Source organism: Cyanobium sp. Aljojuca 7D2 (genome assembly GCF_024346415.1).
Classification (GTDB): Bacteria; Cyanobacteriota; Cyanobacteriia; order PCC-6307; family Cyanobiaceae; genus Cyanobium_A.
This window is the reverse complement of the sequence record NZ_JAGQCX010000010.1, coordinates 66,547-88,733: the sequence shown is the minus strand read 5'-3', so window position 1 is coordinate 88,733 and position 22,187 is coordinate 66,547. Positions and strand designations below refer to the sequence as shown.

General features: G+C 68.9%; 20 protein-coding genes and 1 pseudogene. 11 read left to right on the top strand and 10 right to left on the bottom strand.

Annotation, left to right across the window (positions count from 1 at the left end; genetic code table 11):
- Positions 1–265 (bottom strand): annotated as a pseudogene (locus KBY57_RS11365) (photosystem II q(b) protein); the annotation flags it as partial.
- A 281-nt stretch (positions 266–546) separates the two neighbouring features.
- Here KBY57_RS11365 and KBY57_RS11360 point away from each other — a divergent pair.
- On the top strand, positions 547–897 hold the full coding sequence (locus KBY57_RS11360; protein ID WP_254995988.1) for a hypothetical protein: 351 nt from the start codon (positions 547–549) through the stop codon (positions 895–897).
- 59 nt (positions 898–956) lie between these two features.
- Positions 957–1,349, top strand: a complete 393-nt coding sequence (locus KBY57_RS11355) for a hypothetical protein (protein ID WP_254995987.1) — start codon at positions 957–959, stop codon at positions 1,347–1,349.
- On the opposite strand, the gene KBY57_RS11350 is transcribed toward KBY57_RS11355, so the two are convergent.
- A complete protein-coding gene (locus KBY57_RS11350) occupies positions 1,328–2,293 on the bottom strand; it encodes an aspartoacylase (protein WP_254995986.1) in 966 nt (321 codons plus the stop codon). The two genes, KBY57_RS11355 and KBY57_RS11350, sit on opposite strands and share 22 nt — an antisense overlap.
- A gap of 77 nt (positions 2,294–2,370) precedes the next feature.
- Between KBY57_RS11350 and KBY57_RS11345 the strand changes: the two genes are divergently transcribed.
- Genes KBY57_RS11345 through KBY57_RS11335 form a run of 3 tightly spaced genes read left to right on the top strand, consistent with a single transcriptional unit; the run spans position 2,371 to position 5,920 of the window.
- Complete coding sequence (locus tag KBY57_RS11345; protein WP_254995985.1) at positions 2,371–3,351, top strand: glutathione S-transferase C-terminal domain-containing protein; 981 nt, start codon at positions 2,371–2,373, stop codon at positions 3,349–3,351.
- A gap of 14 nt (positions 3,352–3,365) precedes the next feature.
- Positions 3,366–4,019, top strand: a complete 654-nt coding sequence (locus tag KBY57_RS11340) for a DUF2301 domain-containing membrane protein (protein WP_254995995.1) — start codon at positions 3,366–3,368, stop codon at positions 4,017–4,019.
- Complete coding sequence (locus KBY57_RS11335) at positions 4,016–5,920, top strand: ABC-F family ATP-binding cassette domain-containing protein (protein WP_254995984.1); 1,905 nt, start codon at positions 4,016–4,018, stop codon at positions 5,918–5,920. The genes KBY57_RS11340 and KBY57_RS11335 overlap by 4 nt, the downstream gene beginning before the upstream one ends.
- Here the strand turns inward: KBY57_RS11335 and KBY57_RS11330 are convergent.
- The gene (locus KBY57_RS11330; protein ID WP_254995983.1) at positions 5,909–6,409 is read right to left on the bottom strand and encodes a hypothetical protein; all 501 of its coding nucleotides are present in this window, start codon (positions 6,407–6,409) and stop codon (positions 5,909–5,911) included. The genes KBY57_RS11335 and KBY57_RS11330 overlap by 12 nt on opposite strands.
- Before the next feature lie 139 nt (positions 6,410–6,548).
- Here KBY57_RS11330 and KBY57_RS11325 point away from each other — a divergent pair, with 139 nt between their 5' ends.
- Complete coding sequence (locus tag KBY57_RS11325; RefSeq protein ID WP_254927535.1) at positions 6,549–6,767, top strand: CP12 domain-containing protein; 219 nt, start codon at positions 6,549–6,551, stop codon at positions 6,765–6,767.
- A gap of 24 nt (positions 6,768–6,791) precedes the next feature.
- Here the strand turns inward: KBY57_RS11325 and obgE are convergent, their stop codons facing one another.
- Positions 6,792–7,802, bottom strand: a complete 1,011-nt coding sequence (obgE, locus tag KBY57_RS11320) for a GTPase ObgE (RefSeq protein WP_254995982.1) — start codon at positions 7,800–7,802, stop codon at positions 6,792–6,794.
- Between the two features lie 38 nt (positions 7,803–7,840).
- Between obgE and KBY57_RS11315 the strand changes: the two genes are divergently transcribed.
- Complete coding sequence (locus KBY57_RS11315) at positions 7,841–9,067, top strand: ABC transporter ATP-binding protein (RefSeq protein WP_315859795.1); 1,227 nt, start codon at positions 7,841–7,843, stop codon at positions 9,065–9,067.
- 6 nt (positions 9,068–9,073) lie between these two features.
- On the opposite strand, the gene KBY57_RS11310 is transcribed toward KBY57_RS11315, so the two are convergent.
- Genes KBY57_RS11310 through KBY57_RS11295 form a run of 4 tightly spaced genes read right to left on the bottom strand, consistent with a single transcriptional unit; the run spans position 9,074 to position 13,959 of the window.
- The gene (locus KBY57_RS11310) at positions 9,074–11,524 is read right to left on the bottom strand and encodes an endonuclease MutS2 (protein ID WP_254995981.1); all 2,451 of its coding nucleotides are present in this window, start codon (positions 11,522–11,524) and stop codon (positions 9,074–9,076) included.
- Positions 11,521–11,919 (bottom strand): VOC family protein, encoded by a 399-nt coding sequence (locus KBY57_RS11305; RefSeq protein ID WP_254995980.1) that lies wholly within the window; start codon positions 11,917–11,919, stop codon positions 11,521–11,523. The genes KBY57_RS11310 and KBY57_RS11305 overlap by 4 nt, the downstream gene beginning before the upstream one ends.
- Before the next feature lie 14 nt (positions 11,920–11,933).
- Positions 11,934–12,935, bottom strand: coding sequence for a porphobilinogen synthase (gene hemB, locus KBY57_RS11300; protein ID WP_254995979.1), 1,002 nt, complete (start codon positions 12,933–12,935; stop codon positions 11,934–11,936).
- A 25-nt stretch (positions 12,936–12,960) separates the two neighbouring features.
- The gene (locus KBY57_RS11295) at positions 12,961–13,959 is read right to left on the bottom strand and encodes a DnaJ C-terminal domain-containing protein (protein WP_254988560.1); all 999 of its coding nucleotides are present in this window, start codon (positions 13,957–13,959) and stop codon (positions 12,961–12,963) included.
- A 185-nt stretch (positions 13,960–14,144) separates the two neighbouring features.
- Between KBY57_RS11295 and KBY57_RS11290 the strand changes: the two genes are divergently transcribed.
- Positions 14,145–14,597 carry a hypothetical protein gene (locus KBY57_RS11290; RefSeq protein ID WP_254988559.1) on the top strand — a complete coding sequence of 151 codons (453 nt, stop codon included), beginning with the start codon at positions 14,145–14,147 and terminating at the stop codon, positions 14,595–14,597.
- Positions 14,598–15,194: 597 nt separating this feature from the next.
- Complete coding sequence (locus KBY57_RS11280) at positions 15,195–16,367, top strand: class I SAM-dependent RNA methyltransferase (RefSeq protein ID WP_254995978.1); 1,173 nt, start codon at positions 15,195–15,197, stop codon at positions 16,365–16,367.
- Between the two features lie 155 nt (positions 16,368–16,522).
- On the opposite strand, the gene KBY57_RS11275 is transcribed toward KBY57_RS11280, so the two are convergent.
- A complete protein-coding gene (locus KBY57_RS11275) occupies positions 16,523–16,939 on the bottom strand; it encodes a phage holin family protein (protein ID WP_254995977.1) in 417 nt (138 codons plus the stop codon).
- On the bottom strand, positions 16,936–17,358 hold the full coding sequence (locus KBY57_RS11270) for a glycine zipper domain-containing protein (protein WP_094561154.1): 423 nt from the start codon (positions 17,356–17,358) through the stop codon (positions 16,936–16,938). Before KBY57_RS11270 ends, KBY57_RS11275 begins: the two co-directional genes overlap by 4 nt.
- 99 nt (positions 17,359–17,457) lie before the next feature.
- Between KBY57_RS11270 and smc the strand changes: the two genes are divergently transcribed.
- Entirely contained in the window at positions 17,458–21,066 is a 3,609-nt protein-coding gene (gene smc, locus KBY57_RS11265) for a chromosome segregation protein SMC (protein ID WP_254995976.1), read from the top strand.
- Between the two features lie 72 nt (positions 21,067–21,138).
- Positions 21,139–22,179 carry a PRC-barrel domain-containing protein gene (locus KBY57_RS11260; protein ID WP_254995975.1) on the top strand — a complete coding sequence of 347 codons (1,041 nt, stop codon included), beginning with the start codon at positions 21,139–21,141 and terminating at the stop codon, positions 22,177–22,179.
- Positions 22,180–22,187 lie beyond the last annotated feature (8 nt).

Genomic DNA, 22,187 nt, shown 5'->3' with positions numbered 1-22,187 from the left:
TGGCGTTGCTGGAAGGCACAACAGCACCAGAGATGATGTTGTTGCCGTACATCAGGGAGCCGGCGACGGGCTCACGGATGCCGTCGATGTCGACGGGGGGAGCGGCGATGAACGCCACGATGAAGCAGATGGTGGCAGCCAGGAGGCAGGGGATCATCAGCACACCGAACCAGCCCACATACAGGCGGTTGTTGGTGGAGGTGACCCACTCGCAGAACTGGTTCCACGCAGAAGCGCCTTGGCGCTGCTGAATAGTGGTTGTCATGAGAACGAGAGAAGGGTGTTCCAGAGGAACGGGTATGGAAGGCGGGAATCCGATCTGCCAAGAAAGCAGAAGCGAAAACAGCCGGACGGAATCCCGTCGCTCGCAACTGTAACGGAAGATTGCGGTGATGGTGAGAGAGCCGCGGCCTGGATGCCGCAGGCCTGCTGATGACTCTGATTAGCGCAGCTGATGGGTGGCGATCCGGGCGGGCTATGGCGGCAATCCATAGCCAGCCGCTGCTGCCACTGCTAGGAGTTTCCCTGCACAGGCCCTTCTCCGGCATGGCACTGCCCCCCACGCTTCAAGCCCTGCCCATCCGTGCCGCCCTGGTGGCGGTGGCCAGCACCGCACTCCTGATCGGGGGCTGTCAACGGCAACCGTCTGCCGAACTGCAGCGGGTGCTTCAGCGCCAGGAACAACTCGAACTCAAGATTCAGCAGCTGGAGCAGAAGCTCAACGCCGTGACCCCGGGCAACGGGGCGGATCCAGCCGGCAAACCTCCAGCTGGGGCGATCAAGTCGCTCACGTACCGCAGCGGCACTCAAGACGACCGGCTCCGCATCTACTGGGCCGACGGCACCAAGAGCGATTTGCCCTGCACCAAAGAACAGTCGACCCTGGTGTGCGGTTGATCCCGCTTGACAGGAGCGGGGCCCCAGGTTGAGCTGGAGCCCACAAAAGCCCTGAATCCATGCGCTCCCCTCTTGCTGCCGCAGCGATGTTGCTGAGCCCAGGCCTGTTGGCCGGCGGCCTGGCCCTGCAGGCGCCCCTTGTGGCGCAGGCCCAGGCCGATGCCCCCGTGCCCTTCAGCGCCGTGCGGGCCCTCAACCTGGCGCGCAACACAGCGATCCAAAGCAACGGGGGTCTGAGTGTGTACCGGCCAGCGCAATGCATGTACGAAACCGCCAGCGCCGGCAACCAGTGCCTGATCAGCAACACCAACAACGGCTATCTCTTCCGCTTCCTTGGTGGCGCCCCTGGCTGGCAGCAACTGGACCTGGCCCCCAGCGTGGAGACCGAGATCCGCATTTCCAGTGATGGCCGCACCGTGCTGGGCGTTGATTACAACGGCGCCCCGCGCTGAGCCAGCTTCGACGCCACAGCCGAAAGGGCTGCAGACCAGGCGGCTGAGACCGGCCAGCCTTCCCGACGGGTGAGGCTCAGGGCAATGCCCTTCTCGCCGTAGGCCGCTTCATTGACGAACACGGGCCAAACGGGCTGGCCCTCCAGGCCCGGCGGCGGCTCAAAGCTGAGGGTCGTCCCACCCGGATCGGCAAACACCGGATCACCCGGATGCAGCGGTTGCCAATCGCGGTGCTGCAACGCCGGATGCAGGTAGGCCTTGGGCGTGCCATCGGCGTGGCGTGGCAAATCCAGGCTGCCCAGATGGCGGTGCACCACCAGCTCCGCCGGCAGCCGCAGCGTTCCTCGCTGCGCCGCTGCCAACACCGCCAAAGCCGCCTCCACCCCCAGCTGAGTTTGGCGGCAGATCTGGGCCTGGATCACCCCCTGGGGCACGGGCCCCACTTCGATCACCAAGCCACAGGGCCAGCGCTCCACCAGAAAGCCTGTTTGCGCGGCATCGGCTTCGTGCAGGTAGATCGGCAAGCCCAGCAGCCCCTGAATGCCGGCCGCCAGGGCCAGATCGGCCGGGCGCCGGCCGTAGATCACCAGCGCGTTGCCCATGGCACTGGTGGTGCTGTGCAGATCCAGTGCCACCAGGCAGGGGTCTTCGGCCTCGGGGCCATGGCTGACCACCAGCTCCCGGGCGCGCTGCAGATCCGCCCCATCCTGGGAGACATCCGCCAACAGCTCCATGGCAAAACAGCGGTTGAGATCGCGTTCGAGGTAGCGACGATTGCGGGCATGGGCGGCGGGGTTGCCGATCACCAGCTCCAGGTCGAGACCGTGGCGCTGCAGGGCTTCTGGGTGGCGGCGCCAGTGCTCCAGCAGCCAGGGGGCATTGCGCTCATTGCCATGGGTGCCGGCCACCACCAAGACCTTGGCCGGCGCTGAAATCGGGCTCATCGGGGGATGGCTGGTGCCAGGCGCTGGATTTCGGGGCCAGCCTGACGCAGATTCAGACCCTTGCCCCGACCTCAACCATGGCCCCTCCTGCCCCCCTGGTGCGCACGGCCCGGGCGCTCTGGCACTGGCAATGGCGCCAGCTGATGGGCGGCCTGGGGCCCGCCGATGCCGACGGCAACTACCGCCGGCCGGCGGGGGCCTTCATCGCCCTGCCGCCGCTGCCCAGCGATGCCGCCGCGGCCGATGGCCATGTGCTGATCGTGGGCCGGAGCTGCCCCTGGGCCCACCGGGCCTGGCTGGTGTGGAACCTGCGCCAGCTGGCAGCCAGCATCAGCCTGTTGGTGGTGGATCCCGATCCCGAGGAAGGCCGCTGGCGCTTCGCTGAGCCCTTTGAGGGCTGCACCACCTTGATCGAGCTCTACGAGCACTCGGGAGCCGATCCCGGGCAGCGGGCCACGGTGCCGGCGCTTTATTCCCGCCGGGAGCGGCGCATTCTGGTGGGCGAAAGCGCCCGGCTGATCGAGCTGCTCAACCGCTGGCCCTCCCCCGACGCGCCCGATCTGGAGCCCCCCACCCAAGAGGCCGCCACCACGCACTGGCGCGAACGGCTGCAGAGCGCCGTCAACGATGGGGTGTACCGCTGCGGCTTCGCCCGCAGCCAGGCCGCCTACAACCGGGCCGAAGAAGCGCTGTTTGCGGCACTGAGCGACGCGGATCGGGCTCTCGAGCAGAAGCCCTGGCTGAGTGGGGCCGAACTGAGCCTGGCCGACGTGGTGCTGTTCCCCACGTTGATCCGCCTGGAGTTGGTGTACGCGCCCCTGTTTGGCTGCAGCCGCCTGCCCCTCTGGCAGCTGCCGGCCCTGTGGGACTGGCGGCAGCGCTTCCACGAGCTGCCCGGCGTGGCCAGCACCTGCTGGCCGGAGGCCTGGCGCCGCGACTACTTCGGAGCCCTGTTCCCCCTGCATCCCTCCGGAATCATTCCCGCCGGGCCACCGCTCGCCACACTGGTGACAGGCCGCCCCGTTCCAGGGGCCTGGGCCGATCCAGTTGATCCGTGATCCAGGGCACCACCATGAGCGATCCGGTGTTTGAGGGGGTGTATGGCCCCTACACCATCGATGCCACCGACCGGCGCGAAGTGCTCGGCTATCGCCTGGCCCTCACCGCCGTGGCCGTGGGCCAGGCGGGGTTGCTGCTGCAGTGGCGGCAGCTGGGGTCGGAGCTGGTGTGGCCCTGGATGCTGCTGATGGCGGCGGGGCTGGGCCTGGCCCTGCGCTGGATTCACATCTACCTGGTGCCGCTGCACCGGGCGTTGCAGCTGTTCTGGCTGCTCGGCTGCATCGGAGCACTGGCCCTGGCGGCCAGCCGCGGCCCCGGGGGCATGCTGCCGGCCTTAGCCAACCAACGCCTCTGGGTGCTGGCGATCGGCCCCTTCTTCGCCGCCCTGGCGGGGGTGGGCTTCAAGGAATTCTTCTGCTTCCGCCGGCCCGAGGCGATCGGGGTGACGCTGCTGCTGCCGCTGGCCCTGCTCGGCCACCTCAGTGGCCTGCTCCAGCCCCCGATCAGCACGGCCTTGCTCGGCCTGGAAAGCACTTTGCTGCTGGTGCTCTGCCTGCGCAAATTCCCCATGCCCGCCGCGGCCGACGTGGGTGACAAGAGCGTTTTCGTGTATCTCAAGGCCCAGGCTGCAGGCGGGGCTGACCCCGCAGCCGGAGTGGCGCCTTGAGCCTGATCAGCCTGGTGGAGGCCGGCAAGGATTTCGGCATCCGCACCCTGTTTGAAGGCCTCACCCTGCATATCGGCGAGGGGGAGCGGCTGGGGCTGATCGGCCCCAATGGCGCTGGCAAGAGCACCCTGCTGAAGGTGCTGGCCGGCCATGAGCCCCTGGGCAGCGGCCAGCGGCGCTGCGCCCCCCGCACCCGGGTGGTGCTGGTCGACCAGGAGCCCGAGCTCGACCCTGCACACACGGTGCTGGAGCAGGTGTTTGCCGGCAGCGGCGAGAAGATGGCCCTGTTGCGGCAACACACGGCCCTCAGCCAGGCCGTGGCCGACAGCCCCGACAACGCCACCGCCCTGGCCCAGCTGAGCGATCTTCACGGGCGCATGGACCAGCTCAACGCCTGGGGCCTGGAGCAGCAGTGCCGCGAGGTGCTGGAGCGGCTCGGCATCGCCGACATCGACCGCAAGGTGGGCGACCTCTCTGGCGGCTACCGCAAGCGGGTGGCCCTGGCCGCCGCCCTGGTGGCCGAGCCAGACGTGCTGCTGCTGGATGAGCCCACCAACCACCTCGACGCCAACGGCGTGGAGTGGCTGCAGAGCTATCTCGATCGATTCCCAGGCGCCCTGGTGCTGGTGACCCACGACCGCTACGTGCTCGATCGGGTCACCCGCCGCATCGTGGAGGTGGATCGGGGCCTGGCCCGCAGCTACGCCGGCAACTACGCCACCTACCTCACCCACAAGGCCGAGGAGGAGGCATCAGAAGCGGCATCGGCCGCCAAGTTCAAGGGCACGCTGCGGCGAGAGCTGGCCTGGCTGCGGCAGGGCCCCAAAGCCCGCAGCACCAAGCAGAAAGCGCGGATCCAGCGCATTGAGGCGATGCGGGAGGCACCCCAGCGCCAGAGCCGAGGCCAGGTGAGTCTGGCCACCACGAGCCGGCGGCTCGGCAAGCGGGCGATCACCGCCGAGGAGCTGGGGGTGAGCGCCGGTGAGGGCCCCGATGCCAGGCCCCTGCTACGCGCCTTCAGCTACGACTTCAGCCCGGAGGACCGGATCGGCATCATCGGGCCCAATGGCGTGGGCAAGTCGAGCCTGCTGGAAGTGATCGCCGGCCGGCGCCAACCCAGCAGCGGCAGCCTGGAGCTGGGCTCCACCGTGAAGCTGGCCTACTTCGACCAGCACAGCGACGTGCTGCTCAAACCCGACCAAAAGGTGCTGGAGGTGGTGCAGGCTGCCGCCAGCCGAGTGTCGGTGGATGGTGAAGAGCTGAGCGCCTCCCAGCTGCTGGAGCGGTTCCTCTTCCCACCGGCTCAGCAACACCAGCCGGTCGGCAAGCTCTCCGGCGGCGAGCGGCGGCGGCTGCACCTCTGCCGGCTGCTGATCGAGGCGCCCAACGTGCTGCTGCTCGACGAGCCCACCAACGACCTCGACGTGCAGACCCTGAGCGTGCTGGAAGACTTCCTCGAAGACTTCCGCGGCTGCGTGGTGGTGGTCTCCCACGACCGCTACTTCCTCGACCGCACCGTGGACCGGCTGTTCTGCTTCGAAAAGGGCGAGCTGCAGCGCTTCGAGGGCAACTACAGCGCCTACCTGGAGGCCAGCGCCGCTCGCCAGGCTCCATCCCAGGCGTCCGCCGCACCTCAGGCGCAAAGCCCACCCCCCAAAACCGCGCCGGCCGGGAGCACCCAGCCACGGCGCCGCAGCTTCAAGGAAACCCGCGAATTGGCCGACCTGGAGACCAACCTGCCGCAGTGGGAGCAGCAGCGCCGCGAGCTGGAGCAGGCCCTGGCCAGCGGGGGCAGCGACTACACCGCCCTGGAGGCGCTCACCTACGACCTGGCCCAGCTGAGCGAGCGGATCCACGCGGGCGAAGAGCGCTGGCTGGCCCTCAGCGAGCTAACGGGGTGAGGGAGTTGCCATCGCCGCAGCCGAGCGGCGCCGGCGGTGGGGATGGGCCATGTCCAGGGCCCCCTCCGTGCCGCCGCGCTGTCGCGGCGGCAGGCCACAGACCGGGCCGGCCGGTTCTGGCAGAAGCCAGGGCTGGCGACGCACCCGGGCGCCGTGGGCCTCGGCCTCCTTCATGGCGGTGGGCTTGTAGTCGTCGGCCGCGCGGTGGGTGGCCATTTGGTCACCCATGCGCCGCAGATAGAGATCCTGGTACCAGGTGATCAGGCCATGCTCATGGGCCTCACAGGCGGCCTGCAGGGAGGGAAAGCGCTGACTCACCAGGCCACTAGGCGCACATTGTTTCCAATCCAACACATCGTCAAAGCTCAGGCCCCGCCGCCACTGGCGTTGCTCAGAGAGGTAGCAGTGCTCCTCAGGACCGTTGATCCAGAACAGACGCCCGTTCTCATCCATGAAGTGCCGACCGCGCCGCTGCTTGATGCGTGCCATGGGGATCCCCCGCAATGCGCTTTTCCTGCTGCTAGCCACGCCTGGGCAGATCCGCAGCAGGCAACAGAAAGGCGCAAGGTGGTTTGGCGCCCGTATGGTGAGCCGCGGTGAGTTCCGGCCTTAGGCAGCCGGTATCCGAATGAAAAGCATCGACGAGCACATCCAGAAGGACCAGAGCGAGATCGAAGCCGCCCGGGCCGCTGGCGACTTGGGCAAAGTCCGCCACTTGGAGGAGGAGCTGCAGGGCCTCCAAGAGTTCAAGGAGCACCACCCCGAAGACAGCCACGACCCCACTCCGTTGGAAGTCTTCTGCGACCTCAACCCCTCCGCACCTGAGTGCCGCGTGTACGACGACTGAGCACCCCTTCGGCCTCGATACTGATCAGGCCTGGGAAATCCCGAGCTGCTGCCATACCGCGGCCAGCAGCTCGGGCAAATTTTTCGAAGCCGCAGCTGAAATGGCCAGAACGGGTGGACCTCCACGGGCCTGCACGTGTTGGCGCAAGCCTTCGAGCTCAGCCTCCAGCGCAACGGGGTCGAGCAACTCGATCTTGTTGAGCACCACCAGCCGAGGCCGTTGGTCCAGGCCGTGGCCGTAAGCCGTCAGCTCCTGCTCCACCACCTGAACATCGGCCAGCACGTTGTCGACGCTGGCATCGATCAGATGGATCAGAAGCCGAGTGCGCTCGATATGGCGCAGGAAGTCGTGGCCAAGGCCGGCACCCTGGGCCGCTCCGGCAATCAAGCCAGGGATATCTGCAAACACGGTGCCATCACCGCTGGGCCGGCGCACCACCCCCAGGTTGGGCACCAGGGTGGTGAAGGGATAGTCGGCGATCTTGGGCCGGGCCGCCGAGAGCACGGAAATCAAGGTGCTCTTGCCGGCGTTGGGCAGGCCGATGATGCCCACCTCCGCCAGCAGCTTGAGCTCCAGCTGCAGCATCCACTCCTCACCCTCCTTGCCCTCGGTGAACTTCTCGGGCGCCCGGTTGCGGTTGCTGAGGTAGTGGGCATTGCCGAGGCCGCCGCGGCCGCCCAGCGCCACCAACAACGCATCGCCGGGATCGGTGAGGTCGCCGAGCAGGATGGCTGTGCGGGCATCGCGCACCTCCGTCCCGCAGGGCACCTTGATCACCAGGGGATCGCCGCTGGCGCCGGTGCAGCGGTTAGGGCCACCCCGCCGGCCATCGATGGCCGCGAACAGGCGCTTGTACTTGAAATCCAGCAGGGTCTGGAGGTTGGCATCCGCCACCAGCAGCACGTCGCCGCCGCGGCCGCCATCTCCGCCGGAAGGCCCGCCCGCCGGCACATATTTTTCGCGGCGGAAGGCCACGATTCCGTCGCCGCCCCGGCCGGCCTTGACCGCGATGCGGGCCTGATCAATGAATTGCATTGGGACAAACCTAGGATCGCGCCGTCTGAAGGGCCGTTTTGGCAGAGGTTCGCTTCCAGCAAGTCAGCAAGACCTACCCACCCCGCAGGGGAAGCGATCCGGTGGAGGTGCTGCGGCAACTAGATCTGCAGATCCAGGACGGCGAATTTCTGGTGCTGGTGGGGCCGTCGGGCTGCGGCAAGAGCACCCTGCTGCGGCTGCTGGCGGGCCTGGAGCAGCCCAGCCACGGCGAGATCTACGTCGGCAACCGGCCCGTCAGCCAGCTACGCCCAGCCCAGCGGGACGTGGCCATGGTGTTTCAAAGCTACGCGCTCTACCCCCATCTCACGGTGGCCGGCAACATCGGCTTCGGGCTGCGCCGCAGCCGCCACCGCACCGCCCTGCAGCAGCTGCAGGACAGCCTGCACCTGGCCTCCCGGCGGCTGCCCGGGCCCCTGCAGGTGCGCTCCCGTAGGGAGGAGCGCATCGCCCAACGCATCGCCGAGGTGGCGGAGACCCTGGAGCTCGACCACCTGCTCGATCGCCTACCCAAGGAACTTTCCGGGGGCCAGAAGCAGCGCGTCGCCCTGGGCCGCGCCATCGCCCGCCAGCCGGCTGTGTTCCTGATGGATGAGCCGCTCAGCAACCTCGACGCCAAGCTGCGCACCGGCACCCGCACCCAGATCGTTGAGCTGCAGCGGCGGCTGGGTACCACCACCCTCTACGTCACCCACGACCAGGTGGAAGCGATGACGATGGGACACCGAATCGCCGTGCTCAACGCCGGTCAGCTGCAACAGCTGGGCACGCCGATGGAGCTCTACCAATGGCCCGCCAACCTGTTCGTGGCCCAGTTCATCGGTAGCCCCGCGATGAACCTGCTGCCGGTGGAGGCGATCAGCGCCGGCCAGCTGCAACTGGGTAGCCGCAAGCTGGCGGTGGAAGGCCCCCTGGCCGAGGCCCTGGCCGCGCGGGCCGGGCAGGAGCTCACCGGCGGACTGCGGCCCGAGCACTTCCGGCTGGCACCCGCCACCAACCGCAACCTGCGGGCCGAGGTGAGCCATGGCGAAGCTCTCGGCAACGAGCAGCTGCTCACCTGCCGCCTGGAGGAGGGCGATCACCTGGTGCAGGTGCGGGTCGGCCCCGAAGACAACTTGCCGCCCGGATCCACGCTGCACCTGGATGTCGATCCCCGCGGCTGGCGCCTGTTCGATGCCGCCGGAGATGCCCTGCCCCTGGTAGCCGAACCGGCCACAGCAGAGCCGCGCTTGCCCTCGTTTGGCTAGAGGGCCCTACTTCACGTAAATCACGCTGCAGCCAGGGCCGCCGTCGCCCTGCTCGGCATCGCTCACCCGCTCCACATAGGGCACGCTGGTGAGCCACTGGCGCAGGCCACGCTTGAGCTTGCCGGTGCCGATGCCGTGGATCACCCACACCGGCCCATTGGCGCCGCGCAGCCGCTCCTCCACCGCCGCCTCGGCCTCGTGCACCCGCAGGCCCCGCACATCCACCGTGTTGCCCTCGGTGCGCACGTCGGGGCCACGGCCGCCCAGCCCCCGCTGCCCCTTGACCTGCACCCGCACCTCCGGCGGGCTGGGTTTCTCGCCATGCAGGCCCTCAATGCCCGCCAGCTCCAGCGTCAGCCGCATCACCCCACAGCGCACGGTGAGTTCACGACCGTCATCGGCCAGGGCCAGCACCTCACCGGCCTTGCCCAGCGACAGCACCCGCACCCGATCGCCCACGGCGGGCATCCAGCCGCGGTGCTCCCGCCGCTCCGGGGCGGGGCGGTGCTGCTGCTCCAGGGATTTGAGGCGTTGGCCGGCCTGACGGGCGGTTTCACCCAGTTCAGCGCGGCTGGCGCGGCTGGCATCGTGGCCCTGGCGCAGACGGCGAATGATCCGTTTCACCTCGTTCTGGCCCTGGCGGATCGAGCGCTCCAGCTGCTGGCGCCGCTGCTCCTGCAGCTCGGCGCTCTGCTGGGTTTGCTGCTGCCAGCGCAGCAGCAACTCCTCGTGCAGCAACTCGGTGCGGGCCAGCAGGGCGGCAGCCTCCTCGGCGGCCTCCTGCTGGCGCTGGCGCTGGTCTTCCAGGCCGGCGATCACCTGGTTCACCTCACCCTCGCCAAGGGGCTCCAGCTGGGCGGCGGCGAGCTCCAGCACAGACGCCCCCAGGCCCAACCGGCGGGCGATGGCCAGGGCGTTGCTGCGGCCCGGAATCCCCCACTGCAGCCGGTAGGTGGGGGAGAGGGTGTCCACGTCGAAGGCCACCGAAGCGTTCTCGAAACGGGGATCGTTGTATTTGAGAGCTTTGAGCTCGCCGAAGTGGGTGGTGGCGATCGTCAGGCGGGCCCGATCGGCCAGATGCTTCAGCAAGGCCGTGGCGAGGGCCGAGCCCTCCAGGGGATCAGTGCCGGCACCCACCTCATCGAGCAGCACCAGCGTCGCGTCAGATGCGCTCCCCCCCACACCGGCTCCAGCAGGCAGGGCATCGAGGATGCGGGCGATCCGGCGGATGTGGCCGCTGAAGGTGGAGAGGTTTTGCTGCAGCGACTGCTCATCACCGATGTCGGCCAGCACCTGGGCGCACCAGGGCAGCCGCGGCGTGCCGCTGCAGGGCAGAAACAGCCCGGCGCGGGCCATCAGCGCCGCGAGCCCCACGCTCTTCAGGGTGACGGTCTTGCCGCCGGTGTTGGGGCCGGTGATCGCCACCACCCGCAGCTCCGGTGCCACCACCAGGCTCACCGGCACCACCGGATGGCCGCCCTGCCGCTTGTGCTGCCAGAGCAGCAGCGGGTGGCGCAGGTCGCGCAGCTCAAAGGGGGCCTCCGGCTCGGCCGCCAACTCGGGCCGCACCGCCCCCAGCCACTGGCCATAGCGGGCCCGGGCCACCCCCGCATCCAGACGCAACAGCACCTGTTGCAGGCCCGTCAGGGCTTCGGCCTCCTCCCCCACCTGGGTGCTCAAGGTCATCAGCACCTGCCGTTCCAGCTCCCGCTCACGCCCCTCCAGGTCGCGGATGCGGTTGCCCAGGGCAATCACAGCCTGGGGCTCGATGAACACCGTCTGCCCTGAGGCCGAACTGTCGTGCACCAGCCCCGGCACCTGGCCGGCGGCACCGGCCTTCACCGCCAGCACCGGCCGGCCATTGCGCTCGGAAATCACGCTGTCCTGCAGCAGCGAGCCCCAGCGGCGCAGCAGCTCCTGAAGCCGCTCCCGCCGCTCCGAACGCACGCCCAGCAGCTGCCGGCGCAGCCCCTCCAGGGGCGGGCTGGCCCGATCGGCCACCCGGCCGCCCTCCTCCAGGCAGAAGTGCAGCCGCTGCTCCAGCTCCGGCAGGGTGCGCAACTCAGCCACCAGGGCCGAGCACACCGGCCTCAGCTCGGCATCGTCGATCTGGCGCCGCAGCCGGCGCGCCGCCGCCAGGGTGCCGGCCAGGGCCAGCAGATCTTCACCGGCCGCGGTGCCGCCCTTGGCGCAGAGGGTCACCAGCGGCGCGATGTCGGCGACGCCCTGGAAACTCAGGCCTCCCTCCAACACCCCATCGAGGCCCAGCAGTTCGGTGGTTTCCGCCAGCAGCTCCTGGCTGGCCACCAGGGAGTCGGGCAGGGGCAGGGCCTGACAGGCGCGACGGCCCGGGGCCGTGCTGGCAAAACTGGCCAGCTGCTCGGCCAGTCGCGGCCACTCCAGCAGCTCCAGGGCTTCCTGTTGAATCGGAGCTGAGGGATGGGCGAACGTCGTCACCCGCCCAGGTTGGAGGGGATGCCGCCGGGGGGCTCGTAGAGCATCTCCAGCCAATTGCCTTCCGAATCCTGCAGGTAAAAGCTGGCGGTGCCGTCGCGGTGGTCATGCACCGGGCCGCAGGCTTGGCCGACAGCCACCAGCTGGGCATGTACGGCATCCACTTCAGCCCGATCACGGAAGTGGAAGGCGAAGTGGGGGCCAGCCGCCTTGTAATCCGGGCTCAGCAGAGCGATGCCGCTGCCACCGCCGGGCCACTCCAGGTAGGCCCAGTCGGGTGAATCCCAGGTGAGCTGCAGGCCCAGGCTTAGGTAAAAGGCCTTGGCGCGCTCCATGTCCTGCACCCGCAGGGCCACGTGGCCAAGGGTGTGGGCGGCAGGGATGGGAGCAGGGATCATGGGGGTCAAGTGGGTCATCCCTGGCGCAGCCAGGCGGCTGCATCGCAGGCGTGATAGGTGAGGATCAGATCAGCGCCGGCCCGTTTGAAGCAGAGCAGGGTTTCCAGCACCACCGCCCGCTCGTCGATCCAGCCCTTCTCCGCGGCGGCCTTCACCATCGCGTACTCACCACTCACGTTGTAGGCCGCGATCGGCAGCTCGGTTTCGCCGCGCAGCCGGTGAATGATGTCGAGGTAGGCCAGGCCGGGCTTCACCATCAGGATGTCGGAGCCTTCCTGCTCATCGAGCAGGGCTTCGGTGAGGGCTTCACGGCCATTGGCCGGATCCATCTGATACGTGCTCTTGTCGGTGGGAATGGGCTTGCCGGCGGCCGCGCGGGGTGCCGAATCCAGGGCTTCACGGAAAGGGCCGTAGTAGGCGGAGGCGTATTTGGCCGTGTAGCTGATGATCCCCACGTGCTCGAAACCCTCCTCATCGAGGGCTTCGCGGATGGCGCCAACGCGGCCATCCATCATGTCGCTGGGGCCGATCAGGTCGGCACCGGCCCGAGCCTGGGCCACCGCCTGCTTGCAGAGGATGGCCACGGTGTCGTCGTTGAGCACCACCCCCTCCTCGCTGACGATGCCGTCATGGCCGTCGCAGGAATAGGGGTCGAGGGCGACGTCGGTCATGATCGCCATGCCGGGATGCTCCTGCTTGAGCCGGCGGATGGCACGGGGGATCAGACCACCCTCGTTGAAGCATTCGGCGCCGTCCTCGGTTTTAAGGCCATCGGCCACCTTCGGGAACAGCACGACGCAGCGGATGCCGAGATCCCAGGCCCGGCCCACTTCCTGCACCAGTCCTTCGAGGCTCCAGCGCATCGCACCGGGCATGGCCCCGATCGGCTCGTTGGTGGCACCCTCATGCACGAAGAGGGGATAGATGAAATCAGCCGCGCTGAGGTGATGCTCCCGCACCATCGCCCTCAGGGCCGGCGTGCGGCGCAAACGGCGGGGACGGTAAGTGAGCTCCATGACGGCGGTGTGGCTAGGGCGGATCCTAGAGACGGGCCGCCTGGATCCACCCCGCCCGAGGATCGGCGCTGCGGGCCGCCCGCAGCTGCTCGAGCAACTGGCGCTCCTGGGCACTGAGCTGGTCGGGCAGCTTGAGCACCGGGGTGAGCAGCAGGTCGCCGCGGCCCTCCTTGAGGGGCCAACCCTTGCCCTTGAGCCGCAGGCTGCGGCCCAGGGTCATGCCGGGCGGCACCTGCACGGAGGCCTCGCCATCGGGGGTGGCCACCCGCACCTCGCCGCCAAGGGCCAGCTCATCGAGGCTCAGGGGCAACTCGGCCCGCAGCTGATCGCCATCGAGCTTCCACACCGGATGGTCCTGCAGCTGCAGGTTGAGGTAGAGATCGCCGCGGCGTCCCGTGCCGGGCTGCAGGTTGCCCTTGCCCTTGAGCCGCAGCCGGCTGCCGGGCTTAACCCCGGGTGGAATGCGCACCTGCACGCGCTCGTCGTTCACCGCCAGGGTGCGCTCCGAGCCGCGGAAGGCATCGGCAAAAGAAAGGCTGATGCTGGCCTCAGCATCGAGATTGATCGGAGCGCCACGGCCAGCCCCACCGGGTCCCCCAAAACCTGGTCCGCCAAAGCCCGGTCCACCAAAACCGCCGGGAAAACCGGAGCCAAAGCCAAAGCCACCCGGTGCCCCGCCACCGCCGCCCGGGCCGCCGAAGCGTCCGAGCAAATCGTTGATGAAGTCGTCAAAGTTGCCGTAGCGGCCGAAATCCACATCGACGCCACCCATACCGGAGCCACCACCAGCCTGGCTCCAGTACTGGCCGAACTGCTCGTAGCGGCGGCGCTTGTCGGGGTCGGAGAGCACCTCATAGGCCTCGCTCACCTCCTTGAACTTGGCCTCGGCCCCCGCATCACCGGGGTTCACATCCGGGTGGTACTGACGGGCCAGCTTGCGAAAGGCACGCTTGACCGCATCGGCATCGGCACCGCGCTCGACCCCAAGCACCTTGAAGTAATCGCGGTAGCCGTTTGCGCTCATCGACCAAGGCTCCACCGCTGGCGACCAGTGTCTCAGCCGCGAGGGGGATTCGCAGGCGCCTGGAAGGGCGGAAGGCCGAACGCCACACCGAAAACAAGGCCAGAGAACAGGCCTGTGGTTTTGCTCACATCCGGGTGAAAACGCCGCGCAATCGCCCTACCCTCAAACCCTCCCCTGCTCCGTTCATGGCAGCTTCCAGCTCCCTGCGCTCCGGCCTGCTGATTGCCCTGAGCACGGCGCTGCTGGGCTTTGCGGCCACGGCCAGTGCCGGCAGCGGCGCCAATGCTCCGGCCGCCTCCACCACCCCCACCCTTGGGGAGGCGCTGGCAGCCTCCACCCCTGAGCAGAAGTCCCTCAGCGCCCATCTGCACGCCAAGGGCGCCATCTTCTACGGAGCCTGGTGGTGTCCCGCCTGCTTCCAGCAAAAGAATCTGTTTGGCAAAGAAGCTGGCAACCGCCTCCCCTATGTGGAGTGCGACAAAACCGACGACGGCCGGGCTGTGTGCACGGCCGCCAAAATCCGCGCTTTTCCCACCTGGGAGCTGGCCGGCAAGCCACGCCTCGAAGGGGTGCAGACCATCGAAGAGCTCAAGGTGTGGAGTGGCTACCAGAGTGGTGGCGACCACAGCCAGCATTGATCCTGGCGATAGGCCGTTAGAGGGCTGGCAGCGAATCCGCGGGACGGGAACGATCAAGCGGAGCCTGCCAGCGCGAGCGCTGCAGATCCCAAACCGCCAGCAGGGCCGCCAGCGACACCAGCGCTGCCAAGGCCATTCCCAGGGACAAGCGGTTGGGGTTCACCCTGATGCGCCGCCGCCTAGACGGCTGGCCTCTGCCCAACGGGCGGCCGCAGCGTCCACACACCAGTCGTCCAGCCAGGCCACGATCCGCCTTAACCGACCAACTGCCGCAGTGGGGACACGCCATTGCTCAGCCAATGAAAAGGGCCCTTCCAGGCCCCATGGGTCATTTGGGTGATAAGGCTGACCTCACCCCATCTCCCTTAAAGGGTCAGGCAGCCACAGGGGCAGTCTGACGGGAGAAACGAACGATGTTGTTCGCTGTTACGTGTTTGCTCTTACCGAGCAGGCTTCAGTCACCCTCCTCATACCCCGTCGAAACCATTGCAGCCCCGTGAAGTGGAGCTGAGCGGAATCGAACCGCTGTCCGAAGCACCGGTGTGGATCACCTAGTCCGACCGAAACCGGACTCATGCATTGTGGCAGCAGCCACAGGTGGACGCAGGGGTGGGCATCACCGAACCGATCAACGGCGGACCAATCCATGGCGTGGCAGTGGTGCCACCGGGCCTCGAAAACGCCGCGGCGTCCGAGCTCACGGCCTTGGGCTGCCAAGCCGTTTCACCCCTACTCCGGGCCGTGCGCTTCGAGAGCGACCTGGCTGGCTTCTACCGGCTGCACCTGCAGGCCCGCCTTCCCTTCCGGCTGCTGCGTCAACTGGCCCACTTTCCCTGCCGCAGCAAAGACGAGCTCTATGACGGCGTGCAGCGCGCCGTCGACTGGAGCCGCTGGCTGCCCCCCGGCACCACCTTCCGGGTGGATGCCACCGGCACCGCCCCCGGCCTCAACCACAGCCACTACAGCGCCCTGCAGGTCAAAAATGCCCTGGTCGACCTGCAACGCCAGCAGTGGGGCGCCCGCTCCTCCGTCGACCTCGACGATCCCGACCTGGCCCTGCACCTGCACCTGGGCGGGGGCGAGGCGAGCCTCAGCCTTGATGGCAGCGGCGGCAGCCTGCACCGTCGCGGCTACCGGGCCGCCATGGGCCTGGCGCCGCTGAAGGAAAACCTCGCCGCCGGCCTGATCGCCCTCACCGGTTGGGATGGCAGCGTGCCCCTGGCCGATCCCCTCTGCGGCTCCGGCACCCTGCTGATCGAAGCGGCACGGCTAGCCCTGGGGCTGGCGCCGGGGCTGGGCCGGCACTTCGCCCTGGAGCGCTGGCCCGACTTCGACCCCCAGCTCTGGCAGCAAGAGCGCGATGCCGCCGCCAGCCTGGCCCGCGCCAGCGGCGATCCCCTGCCGCCGATCGTGGGCATGGAGCAGGATCCCGCCGTGCTGGAGCAGGCCCGCAGCAATGCCAAGGCCGGCGGCGTGGCCGAGGCGCTCGATCTGCGCCTGGGCGACTGTCGCGATTTTCAGCCGCCCGCGGGCCCCGGCATCCTGGTGTGCAACCCGCCCTACGGCGAGCGCATCGGCGAACGGGACGCCCTCGACTCCCTCTACGCCGACCTGGGCCGGATGGTGAAGGAGCGCTGCAGCGGCTGGAGCCTGTGGCTGCTGAGCGGCAACCCCGAGCTCACCGGCGCCCTGAAAATGAAGGCCAGCCGTCGCATTCCGATCAGCAACGGCGGCATCGACTGCCGCTGGCTGCACTACGAGATCCGCTGACTCAGGGCTTGTAGATATGGGGCTTGTGGATCAGGGCTTCTGAATCAGCTCCACAGAGAGGCCCTGGGCCCAAACGGGTTTCAGAGGTTGTTGAACAAGTTGTTCAACAACCGCAAAACAGCGATCGCGAACACCCCCACACTCCAGCCCCCAGCTCAGCGGCCCAGGATCGCGCGGGTGGTTTTGCTGAGGCCGGCGGTGGTCTGGGGCAGATAGGGGCCCTTGACCAGCTGGCCGCCCACCCGCACAAACACCCCGGCCAGCACCAGATCCAGAGCCGCCACGGCCAGGGCAGCGTGGATCCAGCTGAGCCCCTGGGCCTCACGCAGCCACAGCAGCAGGGCCAGCTCGGCGCCGATCAGGGCCAGCAGCAGCAGGGCCAGTCCGCCGCTGAGCAGCAGGGCGCCACTGATCAGCCGCCGCTTCTCCCGATCCACCTCCTGCAGGGCGATCCGCACATGCAGATCCATCACCGAGGTCATCAGGGCGCCGACCCGACCGGCCGCCACCCTCGCCACGCCGCTGCGCGCCTCCCGCTCCTGGGAAGGCCCAGGGTCGTTCTGATCCGTCATGCCGAGCGCCGGCCCGAAGCCAGCAGCAGACCCAGCAACACGCCCACGCCGGTGGCGATGCCGATCGCCATCAGCGGACGCTCCCTTACAGGCTTCTCAATGCGGGGCCGCAGTGAGGCATTCAGCTCATCGAGCAGGCTCTCGAGCTGGGCTTCCATCGGCGCCAGGTTGTCGGCCAGGCGGCTGGTTTGGTCACCGGCCACCTCCAGCAGCTCCAGCAGCTGGTCCTTCACCACCGTGGCGGTGCGGCCGCTTTGGCTGGCGATCACCTCCACCACCTCATCAAAGCTGCCCCGGGTGGCCTCGAGGGTCTGACGGGCCACGGCGGGCCACTCCCGCTGAATGGTGGGAATCAGGGTCTCAAATCGGTCGCGGAAGCCCTCGGGGCTGGCAACGCGGGGAGGCGTCTCGGCGGTCATGGAGAGGGAGGCGACAACGCAACGCAGCCCTCAAGCTAAGGAGGGGGTTGAGCTTTCGAAACCCTCCGCTACATTTCTGCTGCTCGGCGCACGGGCCTGTTGGTTCACATCAATCAGGTCGAGCTCACCCATTTCAAGTCCTTTGGCGGGTCGATGACGATCCCGCTGGAAGAAGGATTCACGGTGGTGACCGGGCCGAACGGCTCCGGCAAGAGCAACATTTTGGATGCGGTGCTGTTCTGCCTCGGCCTGGCCAGCAGCCGCGGCATGCGCGCCGACCGCCTGCCCGACCTGATCAACAGCGCCATGTTGCGCGCGGGCAAGGCCGCCGAAACGTCGGTGAGCGTGCGCTTCGACCTCAGCGAATGGCAGCCCGATGAGGCGGAAACGGGGCTGGAGCCGCCCGAGGAGGGCCCCTGGATCAAGCCCGGGCAAACCGAATGGACCGTGAGCCGGCGCCTGCGGGTGGCGCCGGGCGGCACCTACGCCAGCAGCTTCAGCGCCGATGGCGTGCCCTGCAACCTGCAGCAACTGCAGAGCCAGCTGCGGCGCCTGCGGGTGGACCCGGAGGGCAGCAACGTCGTGATGCAGGGCGACGTGACCCGCATCGTCTCGATGAGCGCCCGCGACCGGCGCGGGATCATCGATGAGCTGGCCGGCGTGGCCCTGTTCGACAGCCGCATCGAACAGACCCGCGGCAAGCTCGACGAGGTGCAGGAGCGCCAGGAGCGCTGCGCGATCGTGCAGCAGGAGCTGCTCAGCTCCCGCCAGAAATTGGAGCGCGACTGCGCCAAAGCCCGCACCTACCAAGACCTGCGCCAGCGCCACCACAGCGGCCGGCTGCAGGAGCAGGTGCTGGCCTTCGAAGCCGCCCAGACTGGCCTGGCGGCCCTGCTACGCCGGCGCGAAACCCTTACCGCCCAGCAGCTGAGCGAGCGGGAAGCGATTGCAACCGGTGAGGAGGCACTGACCGCCGCCGCCGCCGCCCTCGAGCAGCTCCAGGCTGAGGTGAAGGCCCTCGGCGAAGACCAGCTCCTCGCCGTGCAGGCCGAGTTGGCGGGTCTGGAGGCCAGCGGCCGCGAACTGGCCCGCCAGGCCGAGAAACACCAGCTCGACGCCGAAGCCCTGCAGCGCCAACGCCAGGAGCTGGCCCACAGCCAGGGCGACCTGCGCCAGCAACAACGGGCCCTCGACGACAGCGCCGACCAGGCCGAACTCGATGCCGCCGAGGCGGCCTGCCGCAGCGCCGAAGCCGCCGTGGAACTCTCCCGCCGCCGCCTGGGCGAGGTGGCGGGCCGCTCCGGCAGCTGGATGGAGGAGCAGCAGCAGCGCAGCCTGGCCCGCCAGCAACTCGCCGACCAGCTGGCCCCCCTGGAAGCGGAGCGCCAGCAGCTGCAGGAACGGCTGCGGCAGCACCAGGAGCGGCTGGCCGAACTGCAGAAGGAGGAGCAGCAGGAGGGCCTCAGCCATCGCAGCGGCCAACAGCAGCTGGAGGCCACCGAGAGCGCCTGGCAGCAGGTGCTGGAGGCCACCCGCCAGGAGCAGCAGCAGGTGCAGGAGCTGGCCGAAGCCCTGGCCCTGCAGCAGCGCACCCGCAGCCGCCTGGAGCAGGAGCAAGCCCAGCTGGAGCGGGAGATCGCCCGGCTCGACAGCCGCCGCGAAACCCTGCAGGAAAGCCGCGGCACTGGCGCCCTGCGGGTGTTGCTGGAGGCCGGCCTCGACGGCATCCACGGGCCCGTGGCCCAGCTGGGCGAAGTGGAGGAGCGCGTGCGCCTGGCGCTGGAAGTGGCCGCCGGTGGTCGCCTCGGCCAGGTGGTGGTCGACGACGACCGCATCGCAGCCCGGGCGATCGAGCTGCTCAAAACCCGCCGGGCGGGCCGGCTCACCTTCCTGCCGCTCAACAAGATCCGGGGGGGCTCCGGCGGCGGTGCCAGCGCCGGAGCGGCCCTGCAAAGGGGCGGCGCTGGGGCCGGCGGCTCCGGACTGATCGGCAAGGCGGTGGATCTGGTGCGCCACGAGCCCGTCTATGCCGAGGTGTTCCGCTACGTCTTCGGCGACACCCTGGTGTTCGACAGCCTGGCCAACGCCCGCCGCGAGCTGGGCCGCTGCCGGGCCGTGACCCTCGATGGCGAATTGCTGGAAAAGAGCGGCGCCATGACCGGCGGCAGCCTGCAGCAGCGCGGCGGCCAGCTCAGCTTCGGCCGCGCCCAGGAGGGCGACGAGGCCGCTCCCCTGCGCCAGCGGTTGCTGGAGCTGGGCGAGAGCCTGCTGGCCTGCCGCCGCAAGGAGGCCGAGCTGGGCCAGCGGCTCGAGGCCCTGCGCCCCCAGCTGCTGCAGCACCAGCAACGCCAGGCGGCCCTGGAGGCCGAGCGCAGCGCCGCCCAGCGCACCCTGGCCCCCCAGCTGCAACGCCAGCAGCAACTCGGTAGCCGCCTCAGCCAGCTCCAGACCACCCTGCAGACGGATCTGCAACGCCAGCAGGAGCTGGAGGCGCTGCTCATCCCCCTGCAGCAGCAACGCGCCGCCCTCGAGCAGGCCGAAGCCGCGGTGCAGGCCTCCGGTGATGCCGCCCGCTGGCAGGGGCTGCAGAGCGAACTGGAAGCCGCCGACGCCGCCCTGGCTGCCGCCCGGCGCCAGCGCGATGAACTCCTGGCCGCCCGCCGCGAACGGGCCCTGGCCGCCGAGCGGCTACGCAACCAGCTCGAGGCCCTCGCGGCCGATGAGCAGCGGCTGGTGAGCGCCGTCAACGCGCTGGTGGCGGAGCGGGCCCGCTGGAAGGAGCAGCACCAGGTCGACCAGGAGCGCCGCAGCACCCTCGAGGCCCAGCAACAGGAGCTGCAAACCCGTTTCGGCGAGCGGCGCCGGGCCCGCGATGCGGCCGAAGCCCAGCTGGCAGCCCAGCGCCAGGCCCTGCAACAGCGGCAGTGGGAGGTGCAGCGCCTGGGCGAGGAGCTGGAGTCGCTGGCGGAGCAGCTGCGCGGCGACCAGCTCCGCCTCGCCCAACTGGAGCGGGAGCTACCCGATCCCCTGCCGGAGATCCCCGAGGAGGTGCGCGAAGCCGGGCTGGAGGCTCTGCAAACCGAGCTCCGCAGCCTGCAGGCGCGGATGGAGGCCCTCGAACCGGTGAACATGCTGGCCCTTGAGGAGCTGGAGCAACTCGAAACCCGGCTGGCGGAGCTGGAGGAGCGGCTCGAGGTGCTCAGCAAGGAGCGGGAAGAGCTGCTGCTGCGCATCGAAACCGTGGCGACCCTGCGCCAGGAAGCCTTCCTGGAGGCCTTCACAGCGGTGGATGGCCACTTCCGCACGATCTTTGCGGGTCTCTCCGACGGCGAGGGGCACCTGCAGCTGGAAAACCCCGAGGCTCCTTTGGAGGGCGGCCTCACCCTGGTGGCCCACCCCAAGGGCAAGGCGGTGCGGCGCCTCAATGCCATGAGCGGCGGCGAGAAATCGCTCACAGCCCTCAGCTTCCTGTTTGCCCTGCAGCGCTTCCGCCCGTCGCCCTTCTATGCCCTCGACGAAGTGGACAGCTTCCTCGATGGCGTCAACGTGGAGCGGCTCGCCGCCCTGATCGCCAGCCAGGCCGACCAGGCCCAGTTCATGGTGGTGAGTCACCGGCGCCCCATGATCGCCGCCGCCACCCGCACCATCGGCGTCACCCAGGCCCGAGGCGCCCACACCCAGGTGGTCGGGTTACCGCCCGCTGCCTGAGCCACCACCCCCTTCCCCGTCGAGCCAGGTGGGCCACAATGAGCCGACTGGGCCACGGGCACGACCCTTTCTTTGACCTCCTCCATTCCCCCCTCTGCTGATCTCGGAGCAGCCGCCCCGAGCGATCGCCTCTGGTTGCGCTCCGAGCTGATGGGCACCCAGGTGATCACCCGCGACACCGGCCGGCGGCTGGGGGTTGTGGGCGAAGTGGTGGTGGACCTCGATCGGCGCGAAGTGGTGGCGCTGGGTCTACGCGACAACCCTCTCACCCGTTTCCTGCCGGGGCTGCCGCGCTGGATGCCCCTCGATCGGATTCGCCAGGTGGGCGACGTGATCCTGGTGGATTCCGCCGATTCCCTGGCGGAGGGCTTCAACCCCGACCGCTACGGCAAGGTGATCAACTGCCAGGTGATCACCGAGGCGGGCGACCAGCTGGGCCGGGTGCTCGGCTTCAGCTTCGACATCGAAACCGGCGAGCTGGCCACCCTGGTGATCGGCGCCCTGGGAGTGCCCCTGCTCGGCGAGGGCGTGCTGAGCACCTGGGAGCTCACGGTCGAGGAGATCGTCAGCAGCGGCCCCGATCGAATCATTGTTTACGAGGGCGCCGAAGACAAGCTCAAGCAACTGGGCTCCGGCCTGCTCGAGAAGCTCGGCATCGGGGGGCCCAGCTGGGAGCAGGAGGAGCGGGAGCGCTACCGCAGCGGCATGGTGCCGGTGGAAAACCAGCTAGCACCGGGTCAACCGGCCGTGCAGGAACAACGCCGCATCCAGCCGGCCACCAGCCGGGCCGTGGAGCCCGAGGAGGAGCTCGATTACGTCGAACTGGACGCCCAGCGTCAACGGGAGCCGCTGCGCCAGCGCCGCTACCTGGATGAGGAGGAGTCCCGCTACGAGCAAGCCCGCTACGAAGAGCCTCGCTATGAGGAGCCCCGATATGAGGAGCGCCGGCGGCCGCTTGAGCCCGAACCCATCGCCCCGGGAATCCGCGCGTCCGAGCCCCGCCCAGTGGAGAGGCGGCCCCTGGAGGCCCGTCAACCGGAACGTCGTCCAGCCCCCACGCCTGCGCGCGAACCGCTGGACGTGGACGCCGAGGACCTGGCCGACCCCTGGTGAGCGGCTGC

Coding starts and splice junctions, on each gene's coding strand:
- KBY57_RS11340 (WP_254995995.1), top strand. CDS start 3,366: ATGAGCGATCCGGTGTTTGAGGGGGTGTATGGCCCCTACACCATCGAT.
- KBY57_RS11295 (WP_254988560.1), bottom strand. CDS start 13,959: ATGAGCGCAAACGGCTACCGCGATTACTTCAAGGTGCTTGGGGTCGAG.
- KBY57_RS11345 (WP_254995985.1), top strand. CDS start 2,371: ATGGCCCCTCCTGCCCCCCTGGTGCGCACGGCCCGGGCGCTCTGGCAC.
- KBY57_RS11270 (WP_094561154.1), bottom strand. CDS start 17,358: ATGACCGCCGAGACGCCTCCCCGCGTTGCCAGCCCCGAGGGCTTCCGC.
- KBY57_RS11275 (WP_254995977.1), bottom strand. CDS start 16,939: ATGACGGATCAGAACGACCCTGGGCCTTCCCAGGAGCGGGAGGCGCGC.
- KBY57_RS11355 (WP_254995987.1), top strand. CDS start 957: ATGCGCTCCCCTCTTGCTGCCGCAGCGATGTTGCTGAGCCCAGGCCTG.
- KBY57_RS11305 (WP_254995980.1), bottom strand. CDS start 11,919: ATGATCCCTGCTCCCATCCCTGCCGCCCACACCCTTGGCCACGTGGCC.
- KBY57_RS11360 (WP_254995988.1), top strand. CDS start 547: ATGGCACTGCCCCCCACGCTTCAAGCCCTGCCCATCCGTGCCGCCCTG.
- KBY57_RS11325 (WP_254927535.1), top strand. CDS start 6,549: ATGAAAAGCATCGACGAGCACATCCAGAAGGACCAGAGCGAGATCGAA.
- hemB (WP_254995979.1), bottom strand. CDS start 12,935: ATGGAGCTCACTTACCGTCCCCGCCGTTTGCGCCGCACGCCGGCCCTG.
- KBY57_RS11350 (WP_254995986.1), bottom strand. CDS start 2,293: ATGAGCCCGATTTCAGCGCCGGCCAAGGTCTTGGTGGTGGCCGGCACC.
- KBY57_RS11290 (WP_254988559.1), top strand. CDS start 14,145: ATGGCAGCTTCCAGCTCCCTGCGCTCCGGCCTGCTGATTGCCCTGAGC.
- KBY57_RS11330 (WP_254995983.1), bottom strand. CDS start 6,409: ATGGCACGCATCAAGCAGCGGCGCGGTCGGCACTTCATGGATGAGAAC.
- obgE (WP_254995982.1), bottom strand. CDS start 7,802: ATGCAATTCATTGATCAGGCCCGCATCGCGGTCAAGGCCGGCCGGGGC.